Genomic DNA, 20399 nt, shown 5'->3' with positions numbered 1-20399 from the left:
AATGTGAAGGGAGACTCACACCATGAATATATTAATCGCAGATGATGAGCCGTTAGAGCTTGAGCAAATGATCTATTTATTAAAGCCACATTTCCCTAATTGGACATTCCATACTGCTCAGGATGCATCACAAGCTCTGCAATTAGCTAAAAAGCACCGTATGACTATTGCCTTTTTGGATATTCAAATGCCTGGGAAAGATGGAATCACGTTGAGTAAGGAGCTAAAAGAACTTTATGAAGTAGACATCATTATGGTAACCGCCTATCAGACCTTCGAATATGCTCAACAAGCATTACGTATCGGGGTAAAAGATTATCTTACAAAGCCTGTAATTGCTAGTGAATTAAATGATATCGTGGAGAAATATAAAGTATGGAGCTCTAACCATGATGCGATTCAAAGCGCACTTTCCTATATTCATGAAAACTATCATGAAAAACTGAGTTTAAATATAATTGCTGAGAAGATTCATTTGAATCCTAGCTATTTAAGTCGAAAATTTTTAGAGGAGCAGTCCATCGGAATTAATGAATATATAAATAGTTATCGCCTCGAAATGGCAGTGAAGAAAATAAACGAAAATCTGGACGCGAGTATGTCTGCGATTGCTGAGAGCTGTGGATTTAATAGCCAGCACTATTTTAGTGTAGCTTTTAAGAAAAAATATAATCAATCACCTCGTCAATACAAGTCCATTAAAATGAGTAAAGGTATTTGACGGCATGTTAAAGAAATTTTCTTTGCTCGTACCGTTTGCAAGTTTGAGCACCGCAGCAGGTGTCATTATTCTTTTAGCTAGATGGATCAATGGTAACTTATTATTGTCCTCTCCTTCTGCCCTTATTTCTTTTGGTTTTATGGCGGGTATTTGTTATACATTAGCAACAGCTATTTCATTTATTGTACTTGGCTCTTTGTTAAATAAGAGTGCTTACAAGCAAAACCAGCATACACAAAGTTTTTTACTATTTACCATACAGCAAAAATTGAGTGGCACAAACTTAAAAATTATACGGCTATTTTACCTTCTGACAGGTATAGAACTTTGGTTAATTCAATTAATAAGCATTAGTGTTTTATCTGAAATTATGTTAAATATACCAGTGCCTATTACGCTTCTGCTATTTATGCTCGTCATGTTACTTCTTGATCGTGTCATGTCTGTGAAAAGTATACTATGGCTAGAAATTTTATTTATCATTGCCCTTTTTTCTTTACTTATTTTCATTCCTATTTATTATTTTGTACAAAATGGAGCAAGTAGTGTATATGAAGGCATTCGTTTATATCACCCTTATTTATTTTATTTTAAAAATAGCGAAATTCTCCTGTTCTATGTCATTATTCAACTAGCCGTTTTAGGTCAAGTACTTTTTGATAAATCAACTTGGTATTTAATTGCCTTTATCAAGCCCAAAAAAGTACGGCGAAGCCTGTTTTCATCGGGTGTGATTTTAGCATTATTGACACTGTCATTTACGGCTATATTAATGATTGCTTTATACAGTGGCGCCTTTGGCCAGTTTCAAGTGCTGATTTTCACATTTTTGTATGAAGTACAGCCAGGGTTTCTTACTTTTGCTTTTCTTGTCATTGTAATAGTAGCCGTAGTGACGACCTTGCTTGTCGACATGCGAGCAACGAAACGATTTTTTGCTAAGAAAAGACCCTATTATTTCTATTTGTTTGGTCTTATGATCGTACTATTGACATTTTTCTTGTCCATTGACCTAACTATTTTAGGCGTTATTTATTCATTCGCTTTCCTGCACATTACAATGCTACCGTTTATGTTAATCCTTTTATTTACTAATCGAAGTATCCATAAATTTAGCTGGCTTGTCATACTTCTATCAATTATCATAGGCATTGGTGTAGGTATTAGCTTCAATATGCTATACGGATTAGCTGCTAGCTTTATGATCTCTAGTATCTATCAATTAATGCTTCAGACCGAAATGACCCAGACTGTAGAAAAAAAAGCCTGAACCCGAGAATTTTTCGAGTTCTGGCTTTTGTCCATTTAACTGACAAAAACAATAAATAGACTTAGTAATAGCAGACCAACGAGAGCTGAACAGATTGACAGATAATGTCTTTTTTCCTCACGACCATAGTAATAGTCTATTAAAATAGAACTGAAAAGGATAACCGCTAAATATCCACCAACTATGACCATATATACAATCCATTCATTAAACATGATTACCATCAACATTATGATATTCAAAATTTTAACAATCCAAATGGCATGTTGATGGCCTTTATTTACGTACTCTTTTGGTATGTTGAACTTTTTTCTAACCAATTTCTCTACAAGCTTTTCAATGGATATAAAAATGACGATAAAAACGATTAAATCCATTATTTCAATATCAACATCATTTCTTTCTGCTAGAGCTAAATAAGCAGATGCCATATCTTCATTTTCTACTATATAGAACAAGTTGTTATTGTAATCACTAATTATTACATGCTCATCATTTAAGGACATTTTTAGCTTTACAACCTGTCCATTATCAAACTCTACCCAGATATCACGCATTACACGGAAAAATTTTCGATCATTCTTCAATGTAACAGTAGCTTGTTGCAATATTTTTTTGAGTTGCACTTTATCCGAACTTTGCTCAAACACTTGTTGCCCTATGACCCAGCCTGGTCTTCCTGCTTTAAAGGAATCCTCCTCCCAATTTTGTGCCATAGTATACTTTTTTATTTCTTCTTGTTGAGCCAATTGAACAATCGAAGCATGTTTAACATGATCTACATGTCCAAGAGGACCCATCTCTATTAGTAATAGTAACGTCACAATTGTGCCGATAATGATTAGTGGATATTGCCATCTTCTAGGTTCCTTCCTTGTTTGCTGCACTTGCTGTAAAATATCCTGCTGTAAAGACTGAGTAAATCGTGGTGCTTCACCAAACTCTTTATCCAACTTCTCTTTAAAAGTTGTCATCTGCTAACACCTCCCACTCACTATTCGTTAATTTTTCCTGCAACATTTTTCTTGCTCGATGCAATCTTGTTTTAATCGTATTTTCTGTACAGGTAAGAATATCTGCTATTTCTCTAACTTTTAATTCTTGATAATAATAAAGAATGACAACTTCTCTATAAGTAATGGGTAACTCAAATAACGCAAACGTTAATGTTGTCCGCTCATCCTTTGCTATTAACGCTGTTTCTGGTGTCCGTTTGCTTGCCCCAATATGTAATTTTTCCAACAAGAGATGTCGTTTATTTTTCCAACTTCGTAGATAATCATGACTTTTATGGACAGTGATTTTGACTAAATACGTCTTTAAAGATGATCTTTGTTCAAAGCGATCCTGCTGACGATAATAGGCAAAAAATACATCCTGAACAATTTCTTCTGCAATCGCCCAGTCCTTTACATATAGATAAGCCACTCGTAAGCAGTATTCACCGTGTTCTGCCATAATGGCCGCTAAATGCTCACTCACCCAAACACCTCCTATGCACATTCACATTATAGTCGTAGCCCTCTGCGAGTTGGTTTCATAAAAAAAAGAAAAATATCCAATATTTTTTATTAAATCGAAAAGCCTCATCAGTATGCTTGATAAAATGCGTAAACTTAACGAACGAAATAAGTTGAACAATACACTTATTTGATTTATTTAAAACGTTGGACATAATATTTTAAAAGCTTCACACAATAAAAAAGTGTTTTTATATTGGAGTTTTAGTTGTCCTTGCAAATTTCTATAAGGAAAACAATTTTTCGTTGTCATTCCAATCGTTAACACAACGTGAGAAATCATAATCATTTTCGTCTTAAATGCGATAATCTCTTTCCATCACTTCTGTATTTATCGTACTTATATGCCTTGCTACATACTTTTTTTCTATTATCTATTGAATAGCTAGTAAAAAAACTGTTATAGTGAGATTGTTTGTCTGACGTCTGACTAATTAAGATCTTTGGCTGTTCTTCTGAAATTGGAACATCATGACAAAATATCACAGATACTTATGGAGGAACTTATGAGATACTTAATATCCTTTTGTGGATTACTACTTGTTTTTGCTTTAGCTCTGTTAATGAGTAAAAACAAAAAAGAAATAAAATATAAATATATAGTAGTTATGTTAATCATCCAATTTCTATTGGCAGCACTACTACTCAATACAACGGTTGGTTATATTCTAATAAAAGGAATCACAAAAGTATTTGATTATTTATTGTCTTACGCAAGTACAGGCATATCATTTGTTTTTGGAGGTTTAGCAAACGAAGGAGAATCTCCCTTCTTTATAGGTGTACTATTACCGATTGTCTTTATATCTGTTTTGATTGGGATCTTGCAGCATTTTAAAATTCTTCCCTTCTTCATGAAATGGATAGGATTACTTTTAAGCAAAGTAAGTGGTATGGGGAAATTGGAATCCTATAATGCTGTTGCTTCTGCAATGGTAGGTCAATCTGAAGTATTCATTACTGTAAAAAAACAATTAGATAAAATTGCTCCACAGCGTATGTATACATTATGCGCATCAGCTATGTCGACTGTTTCGATGTCAGTTGTTGGAGCCTATATGACGATGATTGAACCAAAGTATGTCGTAACGGCCATCGTATTGAACCTATTTGGTGGATTTATCATTGTTTCAATCATTAATCCGTATACAGTAGACGACAAAGAAGATATCTTAACGATTGAAGATGAGCATAAGCAAGCATTCTTTCAAATGCTTGGCGAATATATAATGGACGGATTTAAAGTAGCCATCATTGTAGGCGCAATGTTAATCGGTTTCGTAGCCTTAATGGATTTAATCAATTCACTATTTGATATGATTCTCGGCATCTCCTTCCAAGAAATATTGGGCTATATCTTTGCACCAATCGCTTTCCTAATGGGTATTCCATGGGCAGATGCTGTTACTGCTGGAGGAATTATGGCAACTAAATTAGTAACGAATGAATTTGTTGCCATGATCAATCTTGGCGACGTAGCTCAGTCCATGAATGAACGTACACTGGGCATTATTTCTGTATTCCTTGTGTCCTTTGCCAACTTCTCATCTATCGGTATTATTTCTGGCGCGGTAAAAGGATTGAACGAAAGACAAGGGAATGTCGTTGCTCGTTTTGGCTTAAAGTTGTTGTATGGCGCTACACTTGTTAGTATCCTAACGGCCATCGTTGTTGGTTTGATTATCTAATTTTTTATACAGCCGAATTGTTGCTATTTTGTTTGAACTGCATCCCGATGGTGAAGGATGCAGTTTTTTATTTTTGAAGAACTTGTTTTTGCCTATTCCTAATTGGTTTGTTATTAGGTAAAGAAATAATTAAATAGAGTAGTTGTACTTGACTCAACATTTGTTGTCGTTTTAACTACTAATAAAACCTCTTAAAATAAAAAATGCACATCACTAAAATTTCATTTAGCAATGTACATTTTTATTATTTATGTCCTTTTATTTAACGACAATATTGACAAGTTTGCCTGGAATAACGATGATTTTCACTAAGTTCTTACCAGCCATATATTCTTGTACTTTTTCATCAGCTAGCGCTACTTTTTCGATGTCCTCTTTTGAAGCATCTTTCGCTACAACGATCTTAGCACGGACTTTACCAGCAACTTGCACAGCAATTTCCACTTCATCATCCACAAGTTTAGCTTCATCGTATGTTGGCCATTGCTCATAAGAAAGTGTAGATTCATGACCTAATAACTGCCATAGTTCTTCTGCAATATGTGGAGCGATTGGTGCTAGCATTTTAACGAAACCTTCCGCATAAGCTGTTGGGATTACATCCGCTTTATAGCAATCATTGATAAATACCATCATTTGTGAAATAGCTGTGTTAAAGCGAATACCTTCATAATCCTCTGTCACTTTTTTCACTGTTTGATGATATGCTTTTTCAAGTGTTTGGTCGTTAGACACTTGAATTTTTGCTGAGATTGCCCCATCCTCTTCATTGACAAATAGACGCCAGATACGGTCTAAGAAGCGACGTGCTCCATCTAAACCATTTGTAGACCATGCAACAGATGCCTCTAGTGGTCCCATGAACATTTCATATAAACGTAATGTATCCGCACCATGAGACGCAATGATTTCATCTGGGTTTACGACATTGCCTTTAGATTTAGACATTTTTTCATTACCTTCACCTAGGATCATGCCTTGGTTAAATAATTTTTGGAATGGCTCTTTCGTGTGAACAACACCTAAATCATATAGAACTTTATGCCAGAAACGAGCGTAAAGTAAATGTAATACAGCATGTTCCGCTCCACCAATATAAATATCAACTGGTAACCAGCGTTTTAGTAACTCTGGGTCTGCAATCGCTTCTGTATTTGTAGGGTCGATATAGCGTAAGAAGTACCAGCTAGATCCTGCCCACTGTGGCATAGTATTTGTTTCACGACGTCCTTTTTTACCTGTCTCTGGATCTACAACATTTACCCATTCTGCAATATTAGCTAATGGTGATTCACCAGTACCCGATGGACGGATATTATCTGTTTTCGGAAGCATTAATGGTAATTCCGTTTCCGGAACTGGTGAAATCGTGCCATCTTCCCAATGAATCATTGGAATCGGTTCACCCCAGTAACGTTGACGAGAGAATAACCAGTCACGCAGACGATAAGAGATTTTCTTCTCCCCTACGCCTTTTTCCTCTAACCATTCAACAGCCTTCGCAATACCGTCTTCTTTATTTAAGCCGTTAAGGAATTCAGAGTTAATATGTTGACCATCACCTGTAAACGCTTCTTTGTTGATGTCGCCACCTTCAAGCACAGGAATAATTTCTAAGTTGAACTCAGTTGCAAACTCATAGTCACGTTCATCATGTGCTGGCACCGCCATAATGGCACCTGTACCATAAGACACTAACACATAGTCAGCAATCCAAATCGGCATTTTTTTACCGTTAATCGGATTAATTGCATAGGCGCCTGTAAATACGCCTGTTTTTTCTTTAGCTAAATCTGTACGCTCTAGGTCAGATTTCATTTTGACTTTTTCCAAATAAGCTTCGACAACTTGACGTTGTTCAGCTGCTGTTATTTGTTCCACTAATTTATGCTCAGGTGCAAGCACACAATATGTAGCACCAAATAATGTATCAGGGCGTGTTGTGAACACAGTGAAGTTTTGATCTGTACCATCAATACCAAATGTTACTTCGGCCCCTTCTGAACGACCAATCCAGTTGCGCTGCATATCTTTAATAGACTCTGGCCAATCTACTTCTTCTAAATCGTCGATTAAACGGTCTGCATAAGCTGTAATTTTTAGCATCCATTGCTTCATTGGTCGACGCTCTACTGGATGCCCACCACGCTCTGATTTTCCATCAATAACTTCTTCATTGGCTAATACAGTGCCAAGCGCTGGACACCAGTTAACAGCAACTTCATCAACATAAGCTAAACCTTTTTTATAAAGTTGGATAAAAATCCATTGTGTCCATTTATAATAATCTGGGTCCGTTGTGTTAATTTCACGATCCCAATCATAGCTGAAGCCTAGTTCTTGGATTTGGCGTTTAAATGTCGCAATATTTTTGGCTGTAAATTCTGCTGGATCATTGCCTGTATCAAGTGCATATTGCTCAGCTGGTAAACCAAAGGCGTCCCAGCCCATTGGATGCAACACATTGAATCCTTGCATACGTTTAAAGCGTGATAGAATATCCGTCGCAGTGTACCCCTCTGGATGCCCTACATGAAGCCCTGCACCCGATGGATATGGGAACATATCTAAGGCATAAAATTTAGGCTTTGCTGTTTCATTTTCAGTTTTAAATGTTTTGTTATCAGCCCAATACTGCTGCCACTTTTTTTCAATTTGTAGATGATTAAAACTCATTCTTTTTCCTCCTTCAATTAGTCATGCTGCTCTTCATCAGAATTGACAAAATATTTAAAAAATAAAAAAACTCGCCCCATTCTTTATAGAAGGGACGAGAGAATTTGTACTCCCGCGGTACCACCCAAATTAGTGATTACACTCGGCTCAAGGCTTCCTTAACGCGGAAGAAACGACACGCGCTATTTCACGCGGGCAGACTCAGAAGGCGAGTTCAATTTGCTTTCTTACTAGCTTCCACCAACCGCTAGCTCTCTAAAAAGAACCACAAATCTACTATTCCTCATCACAGTCTTTACATGATATTGCATTTATTCTAATGGAAAGTATTGAAAAGCACAAGCCTTTGTTTACAGCCTAACCCATTACTGAAGAATTAATTCCTTTTTTTGCTTAGATTCTGATAAATCTTTGCATTCATGAAAGGCAAAATGTTGACATCCTTTGCATTGATTTGTGTCCAAATAATTGAAAGCTTTTGTAATAGCTTCTCCTGTATGTTGATAAAAATGGTGCGCCCCTATTTTATCGTAGATCCCATTATGCTGAAAGACTACTTTTAGTTCACCTTGGACACCTGTTATCAAAATAGTACCGCCCTGCGCTGTAAAGTTTTCAATGATATTGCTAAAATATGCTTCTCCAGTAGAATCCATAAAGGGCACTTTCCCCATTCGCAATATCAAAACTCGTGGTTTGTGATGTAAAGTGCTTTCAATGGTTTGTTCGAACCTTTGTGCAGCACCAAAGAAAATTGGACCTTCAATTGTATACATGCTAATTTGCGGACAATCACGCTGTTGGTGTACGACATGGGCTTGTACCTTCTCACTTTTATTCGAATGATCTGGTAGAACCTTTGTGACAACTAGTTTTTCACTCATTCGTTTCGCAAATAATAGCACAGCTAATACAAGCCCTACCTCTACAGCTAATGTAAGACTAGTAAATACTGTTAATAAAAAGGTAATCAATAGAACAAGTGAGTCTCCAGATTTTAATTTCACAATATGTGAAAAATGGTGGCGTTCACTCATATTCCACGCTACTACCATCAACACAGGAGCCATACTTGCTAACGGAATATGAGATGCATAAGGAGCTAATAACAATAATGTAACTAATACAAATACACCATGAATAATGCCTGACATTGGAGATACTGCGCCTGTTTTAATATTGGTTGCAGTACGTGCAATGGCACCCGTAGCTGGAATACCGCCGAACAAAGGCGTCACGATATTGGCAATCCCTTGACCGATTAGCTCTCGATTACTGTTATGCTTACTATTTGTCATTCCATCTGCAACGACCGCAGATAGTAACGACTCTATGCCTCCTAGCATTGCGATGACAAGTGCTGGGCCAATAAGCTGTTGTAACCGTTCTACTGTGATATTAGGCATAGCAAAATGAGGTATTGTATTAGGAATTTGACCGTAAGCTGTTGCAATGGTAGCAACTTGTCCTTGCAAAAAGAATGTTGCCACAAGAGTTGAGACAACAATACCCGCTAACGCACCAGGAACCTTTGGAAAGAATTTCGGTGTAATAAGGATTGTCATTAAACAAAGGACAGCCGTTAAGATACTATAAAGATTAGTCGTACCAAACTGCTTAACAATTTCTTGTATATTGGAAATGAAATACTCATGTCTTTTAATAGCAGTCAGCCCTAGAAAGTTTGGAATTTGACCTGTAAAAATAATAACTGCAATACCTGCTGTAAAGCCAACTGTTACAGGACGAGGAATAAACTTAATTAAAGAGCCTAACTTAAAAATACCCATTAAACAAAGCAAGACCCCAGCCATTAAACCAGCAAGTAATAAATCTTCATAGCCATAGGTAAGGACAATGCCTAACAGAATTGGCACAAACGCCCCTGTTGGCCCACCAATTTGATATTTTGATCCACCAAAAATAGAAATAAGAATACCCGCAATACAAGCCGTGTATATCCCATATTCAGGTTTCACACCTGAAGCTATCGCAAAGGACATGGCAAGTGGAATAGCAACGATTCCAACGATAATTCCTGACAATAAATCCTTCTTAACATGATGAACTGAATACCCTTCAAAGCGTCCTGTAAACAGCGTTTTCATAGATAAAACTTCCCTTCGAAATAATAAGCAAAGCACAATTTTTAAATTTCATTGATTTACTTATTCTCTTCGTTACCTTCATTGCTCGTCATTTCCTCTAATCTGGAAATGGTATGAACTAAATGGTTATTAAAAATATCCTTAGCTACTCCGAGTAATTCACCAATCATTGGATCACTTAAAGAATAGTAAACTTTTTTACCTTCTTTAACGCCGTAGACAATATTTTTAGCGCGTAATACACTTAATTGCTGAGAAACAGCCGAGCCCTCTTTCTCTAAACAATCTTGAATCTCATTAACACTTTTCTGACCATCTACAAGGAGTTCAAGTATTCTGATGCGTAACGGATGTGCTAATGCTTTAAAGAAATCCGCTTTAAACTGTTGCAAACCTTCTTCCATAAAAAAACCTCCACATAACTACATATTCAAATATTTGAATATGTATGATTGTAATCCTGTAACGATTATTTTTCAATATCTACTATTGAAAAAAGAGCAAAACCCAGTGCTTGACACTAGTTTTTACTCTTCTAACTACATCTCTATTAATCTGCTACTATATTGTTCTTTTTTAAAGGATAATCATAAATTAGACATGGAATAATCGCAAATAGCACAATTACCACTAAAGTTAAAACAAGAGGAATCATGCCAAATTGATCCACCATTATACCACCGAATAGTGGCCCAATCATCCGTCCACCTGTCGCTGCACTATTAATAATTCCCTGATAGAATCCTTGTCGACCTTTTGGTGCAAGTTGATTCGCAATGGTTGGTAACGCTGGTGTATAAAACATTTCTCCAAATGTTAATACAACCATAGCTGCTCCAAACATTTTAAAATCACTAGCAAAAGCGATGATACCGAAGGAAAGGGCAATAAGGATCACGCCAAATACTAGCTGACGCTTTAAATTGTTTTCCCATCTTTTCACAAGTGGTGCAATGAGTGGCTGCCCCATTACAATTAGAAGACCATTAATTGTCCAAAGTAAGCTATATTGCTTTAATCCTAATCCTAGATCCTGTGTATAAGATGAAATGGTCGCACTCCATTGAGAATAAGCTAGCCAGCATAAAACAGAGGACGCGCTAATAATTAATAAAGCATAGAATGGTGCCTTGTTAACGATTCTTTTACTTTCACTCACGACACTTTTTGGTGCAATACTACCTTCCTCTAAACGCTTAAATGTAAATAAGGCAATGAAAAAGAATAAAATATACATAACTAAATTGACCTTAAAGACATAGTCAAATTGATAATCTGCAACTATACCTGCAAGTGCAGGACCTACTGCAACACCGACATTTTGAGCTAAATAGATCGAATTAAAAGCCTTTCGTCCTCCCTCAGGCCAGGCAGCTCCAGCTAAGGCGAACATACTTGGAAAAACAATACCCCCACTAAAGCCTAGTATCGTTAAAAACCACACATAATGTGGCCAACCGTGCCAAATTGTTAGACCTATTAATGAAGCAATCGTTAACAGAATACCTAACATAATCGCTTTATAGCCACCAATTCTATCAAATAAGTAACCACCTAATAGATTTCCCAATACCCCAGCAGCAGAATTAAGCATCAAGACAAATCCAGCCATCGCTAAAGTTTTTCCTAAATAATCATGCATATAAATGGCATTTAAAGGCCATAAAAAAGAGTTGCCTGTTGTGTTCACAAGCATTCCGATAATTAAAAACCAAACACGTTTTGGCATTACGATGACCTCCATTATTTCGCTTCCCTAAATAGCTAGTGTATGCTGAAATACTTAAAAGTACAAGGAAAATAATTTTACCCTTTTTACAATTCCTCCTCAGTTATTTACACGGTATTTAGCTATCATTTTCTATCAACTAAATCATCATCCAAGTCATGAGAAAACCTTACCCCATGACGGAACGAAAAGCACATGATAAAATATAGTGTTAGAGGAGTGAAATAACATGACAGAAACGAATTTTCCTTTTCCTTCAGAAGGGAAAAGGTACTATACATGGAATCGATATTTACGTGATCAATTTGGTCATAAAGTATTTAAAGTAGCATTAGACGCAGGCTTTGATTGCCCAAACCGTGATGGTACAGTAGCTTTTGGTGGCTGTACATTTTGCAGTGCTGCAGGCTCTGGTGATTTTGCGGGTAACAAGGTTGATCCAATTGATGTCCAATTTGCTGAAATTCGAGACAAAATGCATCAAAAATGGAAGGATGGAAAATATATGGCCTACTTCCAAGCCTATACAAATACACATGCCCCACTGCCAGTTCTAAAGGAAAAGTTTGAGGCTGCTTTAGCGCAAGAAGGGGTTGTAGGTCTTTCAATTGCTACACGTCCTGATTGTTTACCAGATGATGTAGTAGAATACTTAGCCGAGTTAAACGAGCGTACGTATTTGTGGATTGAATTAGGTCTTCAAACAGTACATGAGAAAACAGCGAATCTTATTAATCGCGCACATGATTATGCTACTTATGTCGAAGGGGTCGAAAAACTGCGTAAGCATGGTATTCGTGTTTGCTCTCATATTATTAATGGTCTTCCTCTTGAAGACTATGACATGATGATGGAAACTGCACGAGAAGTGGCTAAGCTAGATGTCCAAGGCATCAAAATCCACTTGCTCCACCTGCTAAAAGGGACACCTATGGTGAAGCAATATGAAAAAGGGATGCTAGAATTTTTAGATCAGGACGTGTACACAAAACTAGTGGCTGATCAATTAGAAATCTTACCGCCAGAAATGGTTGTTCATCGGATCACAGGTGATGGTCCTATCGATTTAATGATTGGACCAATGTGGAGTGTAAATAAATGGGAAGTGTTAAATGGCATTGATTCTGAACTTGAACGTCGTGGCAGCTGGCAGGGAAAGTTATATACGACTGAGGTTACAAAATGAAACTACAACGTGTTTTACAATATGCACAGCAACTATTAAAAGATAGTATTGAAGAGGGAGACACGGTTGTTGATGCTACTGCAGGTAATGGCCATGATACGCTGTTTTTAGCACAGCTTGTCGGGGATGAAGGACAAGTCTATGCCTTTGATGTCCAAAAAGAGGCAGTAGATTCTACACTTCTTCGACTGCTAGATCATGGATTAGAGCATCGTGCACTTGTCCTTAATAAAGGCCATGAAGAAGTCGCTCTATTTGTACACAAGCCAGTAGCTGCGGCAATTTTTAATCTTGGCTATCTACCTGGTAGTAACCATGACATCATCACAAAACCAACAACAACCATCCAAGCTATCCAGGACTTATTAAAACTCCTGAAAGTTGGTGGCTTGATCGTTCTTGTCATTTATCACGGGCATCCTGGTGGTAAAGAAGAGCGCGATACGGTCATTGACTATGTGAGTCAGCTTCCACAAAAAAATGTACATGTTTTAAAATATGAATTTCTTAATCAGCAAAACGATCCACCATTCATCATTGCTTTGGAAAAAATGAAAGAATACCCTATGTAAACTCAATTTGGTTACAACAAAAAAGGCTATCTACTAGTTTTATAGAAACTAATAGATAGCCTTTTTCTTTACTTATTTATTATTACGTTTTTCATTATAATCAACCCAGAAATCTGCACCTTTAATGCCTAGTTTACGAGGGTCAAAGACAGGGTCTTTCCCTTCTTTTTTCTGTTTCTCGTAATCTTTTAATGCCACGATAGCTGGTTTCATAATAATTAAAATGGCAAGAACATTAATCCATACCATTAGTCCAAGGCCCACATCACCCATTGCCCATGCTAGGTCAGACGTACGGACTGTACCATAAAATGCTGCAACTAAAATGGCTATTTTCGCAACCCATATGAAAATCTTTTCCGTGCTACCTCTGAATAAATAGGCGACATTTGTTTCCGCAATATAGTAATAGGCCATAATCGTTGTAAAGGCAAAGAAGAATAACGCGATTGCTACAAATGCTGCTCCAAAGCCAGGTAATGATGAATCAACTGCATATTGTGTATAGGTAGCACCCGCTTCAATACTTTTTGCAAATGTCATTTGTTCATCGCCTGCTAATCCACCACTATTGAATTCCCCAACATGGATAAAAGGATCTGCTCCTTCAGCGGCCTTTTCATCTTGTACATTGTACATACCTGTAAATAAAATCATAAATGCAGTAGCTGAACAAATTAATAATGTATCAATGTACACAGACGCTGCTTGTACAATCCCTTGTTTAGCAGGATGCGATACTTCCGCAGCAGCAGCAGGGTGTGCCCCTGTTCCTTGACCAGCTTCGTTGGAATAGATTCCACGCTTCACTCCCCATGCGATAGCAGAACCAATAATGCCTCCGAAAATTTCTTGTGCACCAAATGCACTTGAGAAAATTAGGGCAAAGACTGATGGTACCTCTGAAATGTTCATAACAATAATAATAATAGCCATAATAATGTATGCTAACGCCATAAACGGTACAATAATTTGGGCAGCATTTGCGATTGATTTAACGCCTCCAATTATAATAGCACCTAATAACACGACAATAATCAGTCCTGTAATCCATGTATCCAGACCGAAAGCGTTTTCAACAGCTCCTGCAATGGCATTGGATTGAACACCCGGCATTAAAATTAACATCGCAATCAACGCCGCTACAGCGAAAATAACTGCAAACCATTTTTGGCCCATTCCCTTTTCTATGTAAAAGGCCGGTCCACCACGATATTCCGTATCTTTCTCTTCTTTATAGATTTGCGCCAATGTTGACTCTACATACGCGGTAGCTGCACCAATGAAGGCGATTGCCCACATCCAAAAGACCGCACCAGGTCCCCCCATCCCAATTGCTGTCGCAGTACCAGCAATATTACCAGTACCTACACGACCTGATAATGCAATCGACATTGCTTGGAAAGATGAAATCCCCTTTTCCGATTTCTCCCCTTTAAACATTAAAACAAACATGTCTTTAATGTGTCTTACTTGTAGGAACCTTGTGATGATTGAGAAAAATAGCCCAATCAATAAGATACCATAAATAAACCACGGTCCCCATAAAATACCATTTAACTTGCTAACGATTACCTCCATTTTACCCCTCCAATTTGAAAATACCTTACTTTAAGTCATTATAGTATTACACTTTTCAGAAAATTACAACATTATTTTCAAGTAACAATATTTAAGTAAGCATCCTAGTAAATGGAAGGGTTAGAACCTATTCAATTATATAACCGATTCTTCGGAGAGCATTATTGATAAAATCTCGAATATACATAAAAGTCTCTTCTCGCTCTACTTCGTGAAATAAATTATGATAACAATTTGCCCACTCTTTAAACTGAAACTCTGTGAACTCTTGTTGATGAAGCCAATTTCGAGTTTGTCGAGTTTCGGTAATTTTATCTTTCTCAGCAGTCATGATTAACATAGGCATATTGGGAAATTCACCCTTAGGTAGCATGACTAAATTCTTCATCATATGTTGAAGCTCTCGATACCATTTCACTGAAACGACAGACATGAATGGTATGTCATCTTTTATTTCTTCTCTACCCTCTACACTACGCGTTAATATCTCAAATGTTATATCATGTGTCAACTTGACATTAGCTGTCAAGGCACTTAGACTCGTTAAAGCATTCGATAATTTACCTGGTAGTAGCTTTAATTGCAACCAAGGTGATGTCAAAATAATTCCTGCACACTCATATTGTTTCTTTTGCATTGTATGAAGAATTAATGTAGCTCCAAGTCCATGCCCTATTAAAAAGGTTGGTAAATTATACGAAAAAGCATTCTCAATCAGATTTCTTGTATACTTATTATATAATTTGAAATCCTCATCATGAACACGGGCATACCTTGCATCCACCCCATGATTAGGTAAATCCCCCATGACTATGTGGAAGCCTTCCAATCTTAATTTCTCTATAAGCCATGCATACCAACGGTGATTTTCATATGCACCATGAAGAATAGCAATCACAGCCTTTGCTTGTCCATCAGCTTCCCATTTCCACATTCACATAGTCCTCCTAAAAAATAATTACACTTTAATTATATCGATAAACAGCCCATTTTAATTTTATATTTCCATAAAGTTGCGTATTTGATACGATAATACTACATTATAGAAAGAAAAGAGGCGATTTTCATGATTTATCCATTTAAAGATAAAATGCCAAAGATCGATCCGTCTGTTTTTATTGCTGATTACGCAACTGTTACAGGCGATGTAACAATTGGTGCTGAAACAACTATTTGGTTTAATACTGTGATTCGTGGCGATGTCTCCCCTACAATTATTGGTAAACGTGTAAGTATCCAAGATCTTTGTTGCTTACACCAAAGCCCAAAATACCCACTAATTATTGAAGATGAGGTAACAGTTGGACACCAAGTAACTTTACATAGTTGTACGATCCGCAAAAATGCATTAATTGGTATGGGCTCCATCATATTAGACGGTGCAGAAATTGGAGAGGGTGCATTCATTGGAGCAGGAAGCCTTGTACCTCCTGGTAAAATCATTCCTCCGAATAGTTTAGCATTAGGTCGCCCAGCAAAAGTGGTCCGTGAATTAAATGCTGAAGATAAAGAGGATATGGAACGCATCGTACGCGAATATGCTGAAAAAGGTCAGTATTATAAATCTCTTCAGAAGTAAACAACATTTACAAAAACGCAATAGTAACGAAAAAAATTCCTCGCGTTTTCGTGCAACTAAAAAGTTCACGAATTATTGCGAGGTATTTTTTGTAAAAAACAAAAGGGGCAATACTGCCCCTTCCTATAATAGTACATTAGAATAATTTACTAACGACTTCATTACTTTAGCTCAATAGTTTATAGACGTGCTTTTTCGCGTAGTGCATCTGCTTTATCAATTTGTTCCCATGGTACATTTAAGTCGGTACGACCGAAATGACCATACGCTGCAGTTTGTTTATAAATCGGACGGCGAAGATCAAGCATTTTAATAATGCCTGCAGGGCGTAGATCAAATAATTCACGCACCCATTCTACAATCTCGCTTTCTTTCACTTTTCCAGTACCAAATGTATCAACAGCAATAGATACAGGTTGAGCCACACCAATCGCATATGCAAGTTGTACCTCAGCGCGTTCTGCTAAGCCAGCTGCCACGATATTTTTTGCTACATAACGTGCTGCATATGCTGCTGAACGGTCTACCTTTGTTGCATCCTTACCAGAGAATGCACCACCACCGTGACGTGCATAACCACCGTATGTATCAACAATGATTTTACGTCCTGTTAAACCAGCGTCCCCTTTTGGCCCACCAATAACGAAACGACCAGTTGGGTTGATAAAGTATTTCGTGTTAGCATCTAATAATTCACTTGGCACAACTGGTGCAATAACAAATTCTTTCAAATCTGATTGGATTTGTTCAAGCGTTGCTTCTTCATCATGTTGTGTGGAAATAACAATTGTATCCACTCGTACAGGCACATTATTGTCATCATACTCGATTGTAACTTGTGTTTTACCATCAGGACGTAAATAAGCTAATTCACCTGATTTACGTACTTCTGTTAATCGACGTGCTAATTTATGCGCTAAGCTTATTGGTAATGGCATTAGCTCAGGTGTTTCATTACAAGCATAACCAAACATTAAGCCTTGGTCACCTGCACCAATTGCTTCAATATCAGCATCTGTCATAGAGCCTTCACGGGCTTCTAACGCCTGATCAACACCTTGTGCAATATCAGGTGATTGTTCGCCAATAGCCACAAGCACTGCTAAGTTTTCAGCATCAAAGCCATATTTACCGCGTGTATACCCAATTTCTGCTACAGTATCACGAACGATACCTTTAATATCTACATAAGTAGAAGTTGTAATTTCTCCTGCTACTAATACTAATCCTGTTGTTACAGTTGTTTCACACGCTACACGTGCATTTGGATCTTCTGCTAAAATAGCATCTAAAATGGCATCCGAGATTTGGTCACAAATTTTATCTGGATGTCCTTCTGTTACACTCTCTGATGTAAACAGTCGACGGTTTGTCATTTGGTTTTCCTCCTATTACGCTTACAAAAAGTAGTTGTGTATGAATACGGTACTCATTACCCATGTCAAGTCCGCTCCTAAGGATTGAACTCTCAAGCCGTTACTGCTGCTTTCAACACGAGGATTTCGAAAGATCCGTCATTATAATAAGGAAAGAACTACATATACTTACCTCTACATTGATTTTTTACAATAAAAAAATCCTTTACTCACGTTACTGTACATGAGGAAAGGAATAATGACTTCATAACCTTTCACTCTTATCGTTCAAGGGATAATCCCTTGCATCAGGTTGGCACCAACGCATGTCGTGAAATAGTTCATGCAGGTTGCCGGGTTTCACAGGGCCTGACCCTCCACCAGCTCGGGATAAGAGTATCCGTTCAAACTTATGTTACTGAAAAGGTCGAACGTTGTCAAATATTTTCTAATGTATTACTGTATAGAAAGGAAGGAACTGATTAAACAAAAACTTTTCATACTTGGATGATGATGTAAATAGAAGAAAATTAATCCCTACAATATACATGGCTTCTTGTGGTAACATATGTGTGGCTCAATTTTTAAGCCTATTTACAGTAGGATTGATTGGATTCTACTCGAAAAACATTATTTTTTGTCAGTTTATTGAAAAGTGATAAAAACTCTAAAATAATTTCTTAATTAGTATAGATTATTTAAGCAATTGTGTTATACTATTTTTGAAATTAAGAAAAAATCCCTCAAAATCAAGGGAATACTATAAAAAAGGATGGTATTTAATCGATGAATTCAGTAGAAATTGCAAACGAACTGAAGGAATTATTAAACGGCGGTAACATTAATGTTCAACTTTCAGTACCACAATTAGCAGAAAAAGCTACATCTCGTGGTGAAGCAATGTTAACAGTAGATGGCGCAGTTCGTGCAGAAACTGGCAAATACACTGGTCGTTCACCTAAAGATAAATATACGGTAGAAGAAGAAAGTACAAAAGAGCAAATTGACTGGGGTAAAGTCAACCAACCGATTTCTTCTGAAGTGTTCGATAACTTATATGTAAAAGTAGTAAAATATTTAAAAGAACGTGACGAGTTATTCGTATTCAAAGGTTTTGCAGGTGCTGACAAAGAATCTCAATTAAGCATCCAAGTGATAAATGAATACGCTTGGCACAATCTTTTTGCTCATCAATTATTTATCCGTCCAACTGAAGAGGAATTAACATCTCATGTTGCAGACTTCACTGTCATCTCAGCTCCTAACTTTAAAGCTGATCCTGCAGTTGATGGTACTGCATCTGAAACATTCATCATTGTATCACTTGAAAAGAAAATCATCTTAATCGGTGGTACAGAATATGCTGGTGAAATGAAAAAATCTATTTTTGGTATCATGAACTACTTATTACCACAACAAGGTATCCTTTCAATGCACTGTTCAGCTAACGTTGGTGAAGCTGGAGATGTGGCATTATTCTTCGGTCTATCTGGTACTGGTAAAACTACATTATCAGCTGATCCAGATCGTAAGTTAATCGGTGACGATGAACACGGCTGGTCTGATAATGGTGTATTCAACATTGAGGGTGGTTGCTATGCAAAAACAATCAATCTTTCTGCTGAAAAAGAACCAGAAATCTACAATGCAATCCGCTTCGGTTCGGTTTTAGAAAACGTTGCTGTTGATCCAGAAACTCGTATTTGTAACTATGATGATGGTTCATTAACAGAAAATACACGTGTAGCTTATCCAATCCAATACATCGAAAATATTGTTGATCCATCTGTTGCAGGTCATCCAAAAACAATCATCTTCCTAACAGCTGATGCATTTGGCGTATTACCTCCAATCAGTAAATTAACAAAAGAGCAAGCAATGTATCACTTCCTAAGCGGTTTCACTTCTAAACTTGCAGGAACTGAACGTGGTGTAACAGAGCCAGAACCAGTATTCTCTACTTGCTTCGGTTCTCCATTCCTTCCACTTCCAGCAACGGTGTATGCAGAAATGTTAGGTCAAAAAATTGACGAACATGGTGCACAAGTATACCTAGTAAACACTGGTTGGACTGGTGGCGAATATGGTACTGGTAGCCGTATGAAGCTTTCTTACACACGCACAATGGTACGTGCTGCAATCGATGGTAAATTAGCGAATGTAGAAACAACACAAGATGCTGTATTTGGATTACACATTCCAACAGCAATTGAAGGTGTTCCATCAGAAGTGTTAAACCCTCGTGTAGCTTGGGCTGATAAAGATGCTTACGATGCGAAAGCTGTAGAACTTGCAGGCTTATTCAATGAAAACTTCAAGAAATTCTCAAACGTTTCTGAAGCCATCACAACACTTGGTGGTCCATTAAAATAAACACTAGATATAAAAAAGGGAACGATTTCATTCGTTCTCTT

At 37.2% G+C, this 20399-nt stretch carries 16 protein-coding genes, 1 riboswitch and 1 other annotated feature; of the genes, 7 read left to right on the top strand and 9 right to left on the bottom strand.

Going from position 1 to position 20399, the window contains the following annotated elements:
• Positions 1-22: 22 nt before the first annotated feature.
• Both GJU32_RS14565 and GJU32_RS14560 read left to right on the top strand, forming a co-directional pair.
• Positions 23-721 (top strand): response regulator transcription factor, encoded by a 699-nt coding sequence (locus tag GJU32_RS14565; RefSeq protein ID WP_155592685.1) that lies wholly within the window; start codon positions 23-25, stop codon positions 719-721.
• Positions 722-725: 4 nt separating this feature from the next.
• A complete protein-coding gene (locus tag GJU32_RS14560; protein ID WP_155592684.1) occupies positions 726-1991 on the top strand; it encodes a permease in 1266 nt (421 codons plus the stop codon).
• Between the two features lie 35 nt (positions 1992-2026).
• Here GJU32_RS14560 and GJU32_RS14555 read toward each other — a convergent pair whose 3' ends face one another.
• Positions 2027-2965: a DUF4181 domain-containing protein gene (locus tag GJU32_RS14555; protein WP_155592683.1), complete on the bottom strand. Its 939-nt coding sequence runs from the start codon at positions 2963-2965 to the stop codon at positions 2027-2029.
• Positions 2952-3473: a sigma-70 family RNA polymerase sigma factor gene (locus GJU32_RS14550; protein WP_155592682.1), complete on the bottom strand. Its 522-nt coding sequence runs from the start codon at positions 3471-3473 to the stop codon at positions 2952-2954. The genes GJU32_RS14555 and GJU32_RS14550 overlap by 14 nt, the downstream gene beginning before the upstream one ends.
• Positions 3474-4017: 544 nt before the next feature.
• Here GJU32_RS14550 and GJU32_RS14545 point away from each other — a divergent pair.
• The gene (locus tag GJU32_RS14545; RefSeq protein WP_155592681.1) at positions 4018-5199 is read left to right on the top strand and encodes a NupC/NupG family nucleoside CNT transporter; all 1182 of its coding nucleotides are present in this window, start codon (positions 4018-4020) and stop codon (positions 5197-5199) included.
• Positions 5200-5457: 258 nt separating this feature from the next.
• Here GJU32_RS14545 and leuS read toward each other — a convergent pair whose 3' ends face one another.
• The 4 genes from leuS to GJU32_RS14525 form a co-directional block, all read right to left on the bottom strand.
• Positions 5458-7875, bottom strand: a complete 2418-nt coding sequence (gene leuS / locus GJU32_RS14540; protein ID WP_155592680.1) for a leucine--tRNA ligase — start codon at positions 7873-7875, stop codon at positions 5458-5460.
• 87 nt (positions 7876-7962) lie between these two features.
• Positions 7963-8174, bottom strand: a binding site (T-box leader).
• 66 nt (positions 8175-8240) lie between these two features.
• Positions 8241-9983 (bottom strand): SulP family inorganic anion transporter, encoded by a 1743-nt coding sequence (locus GJU32_RS14535; protein WP_155592679.1) that lies wholly within the window; start codon positions 9981-9983, stop codon positions 8241-8243.
• Positions 9984-10039: 56 nt separating this feature from the next.
• Positions 10040-10387, bottom strand: coding sequence for an ArsR/SmtB family transcription factor (locus GJU32_RS14530; protein ID WP_155592678.1), 348 nt, complete (start codon positions 10385-10387; stop codon positions 10040-10042).
• A 146-nt stretch (positions 10388-10533) separates the two neighbouring features.
• Positions 10534-11712 carry an MDR family MFS transporter gene (locus GJU32_RS14525; protein WP_155592677.1) on the bottom strand — a complete coding sequence of 393 codons (1179 nt, stop codon included), beginning with the start codon at positions 11710-11712 and terminating at the stop codon, positions 10534-10536.
• 229 nt (positions 11713-11941) lie between these two features.
• Here GJU32_RS14525 and mnmL point away from each other — a divergent pair, with 229 nt between their 5' ends.
• Together mnmL and mnmM are read left to right on the top strand one after the other, a co-directional pair.
• Positions 11942-12898, top strand: coding sequence for a tRNA modification radical SAM protein MnmL/YtqA (gene mnmL, locus GJU32_RS14520; protein WP_155592676.1), 957 nt, complete (start codon positions 11942-11944; stop codon positions 12896-12898).
• Positions 12895-13470, top strand: coding sequence for a tRNA 5-(aminomethyl)-2-thiouridylate-methyltransferase MnmM (mnmM, locus tag GJU32_RS14515; RefSeq protein WP_155592675.1), 576 nt, complete (start codon positions 12895-12897; stop codon positions 13468-13470). Before mnmL ends, mnmM begins: the two co-directional genes overlap by 4 nt.
• A gap of 72 nt (positions 13471-13542) precedes the next feature.
• Here mnmM and GJU32_RS14510 read toward each other — a convergent pair whose 3' ends face one another.
• Both GJU32_RS14510 and GJU32_RS14505 read right to left on the bottom strand, forming a co-directional pair.
• On the bottom strand, positions 13543-15051 hold the full coding sequence (locus tag GJU32_RS14510) for an alanine/glycine:cation symporter family protein (RefSeq protein ID WP_155592674.1): 1509 nt from the start codon (positions 15049-15051) through the stop codon (positions 13543-13545).
• A 127-nt stretch (positions 15052-15178) separates the two neighbouring features.
• A complete protein-coding gene (locus tag GJU32_RS14505) occupies positions 15179-15985 on the bottom strand; it encodes an alpha/beta hydrolase (RefSeq protein ID WP_155592673.1) in 807 nt (268 codons plus the stop codon).
• A 132-nt stretch (positions 15986-16117) separates the two neighbouring features.
• Between GJU32_RS14505 and GJU32_RS14500 the strand changes: the two genes are divergently transcribed.
• The gene (locus GJU32_RS14500) at positions 16118-16630 is read left to right on the top strand and encodes a gamma carbonic anhydrase (RefSeq protein WP_155592672.1); all 513 of its coding nucleotides are present in this window, start codon (positions 16118-16120) and stop codon (positions 16628-16630) included.
• Positions 16631-16809: 179 nt separating this feature from the next.
• Here the strand turns inward: GJU32_RS14500 and metK are convergent, their stop codons facing one another.
• Positions 16810-18006 (bottom strand): methionine adenosyltransferase, encoded by a 1197-nt coding sequence (metK, locus tag GJU32_RS14495; RefSeq protein WP_155592671.1) that lies wholly within the window; start codon positions 18004-18006, stop codon positions 16810-16812.
• Between the two features lie 257 nt (positions 18007-18263).
• Positions 18264-18382: riboswitch (SAM riboswitch) on the bottom strand.
• A 389-nt stretch (positions 18383-18771) separates the two neighbouring features.
• Here metK and pckA point away from each other — a divergent pair.
• Positions 18772-20358: a phosphoenolpyruvate carboxykinase (ATP) gene (gene pckA, locus GJU32_RS14490; RefSeq protein ID WP_155592670.1), complete on the top strand. Its 1587-nt coding sequence runs from the start codon at positions 18772-18774 to the stop codon at positions 20356-20358.
• Positions 20359-20399 lie beyond the last annotated feature (41 nt).

It is taken from the genome of Lysinibacillus cavernae (assembly GCF_009724685.1).
In the GTDB taxonomy this organism is placed as follows: domain Bacteria; phylum Bacillota; class Bacilli; order Bacillales_A; family Planococcaceae; genus Lysinibacillus; species Lysinibacillus cavernae.
Note: the sequence above shows the minus strand (reverse complement) of the source record. Positions and strands in the feature narration are given on the sequence as shown.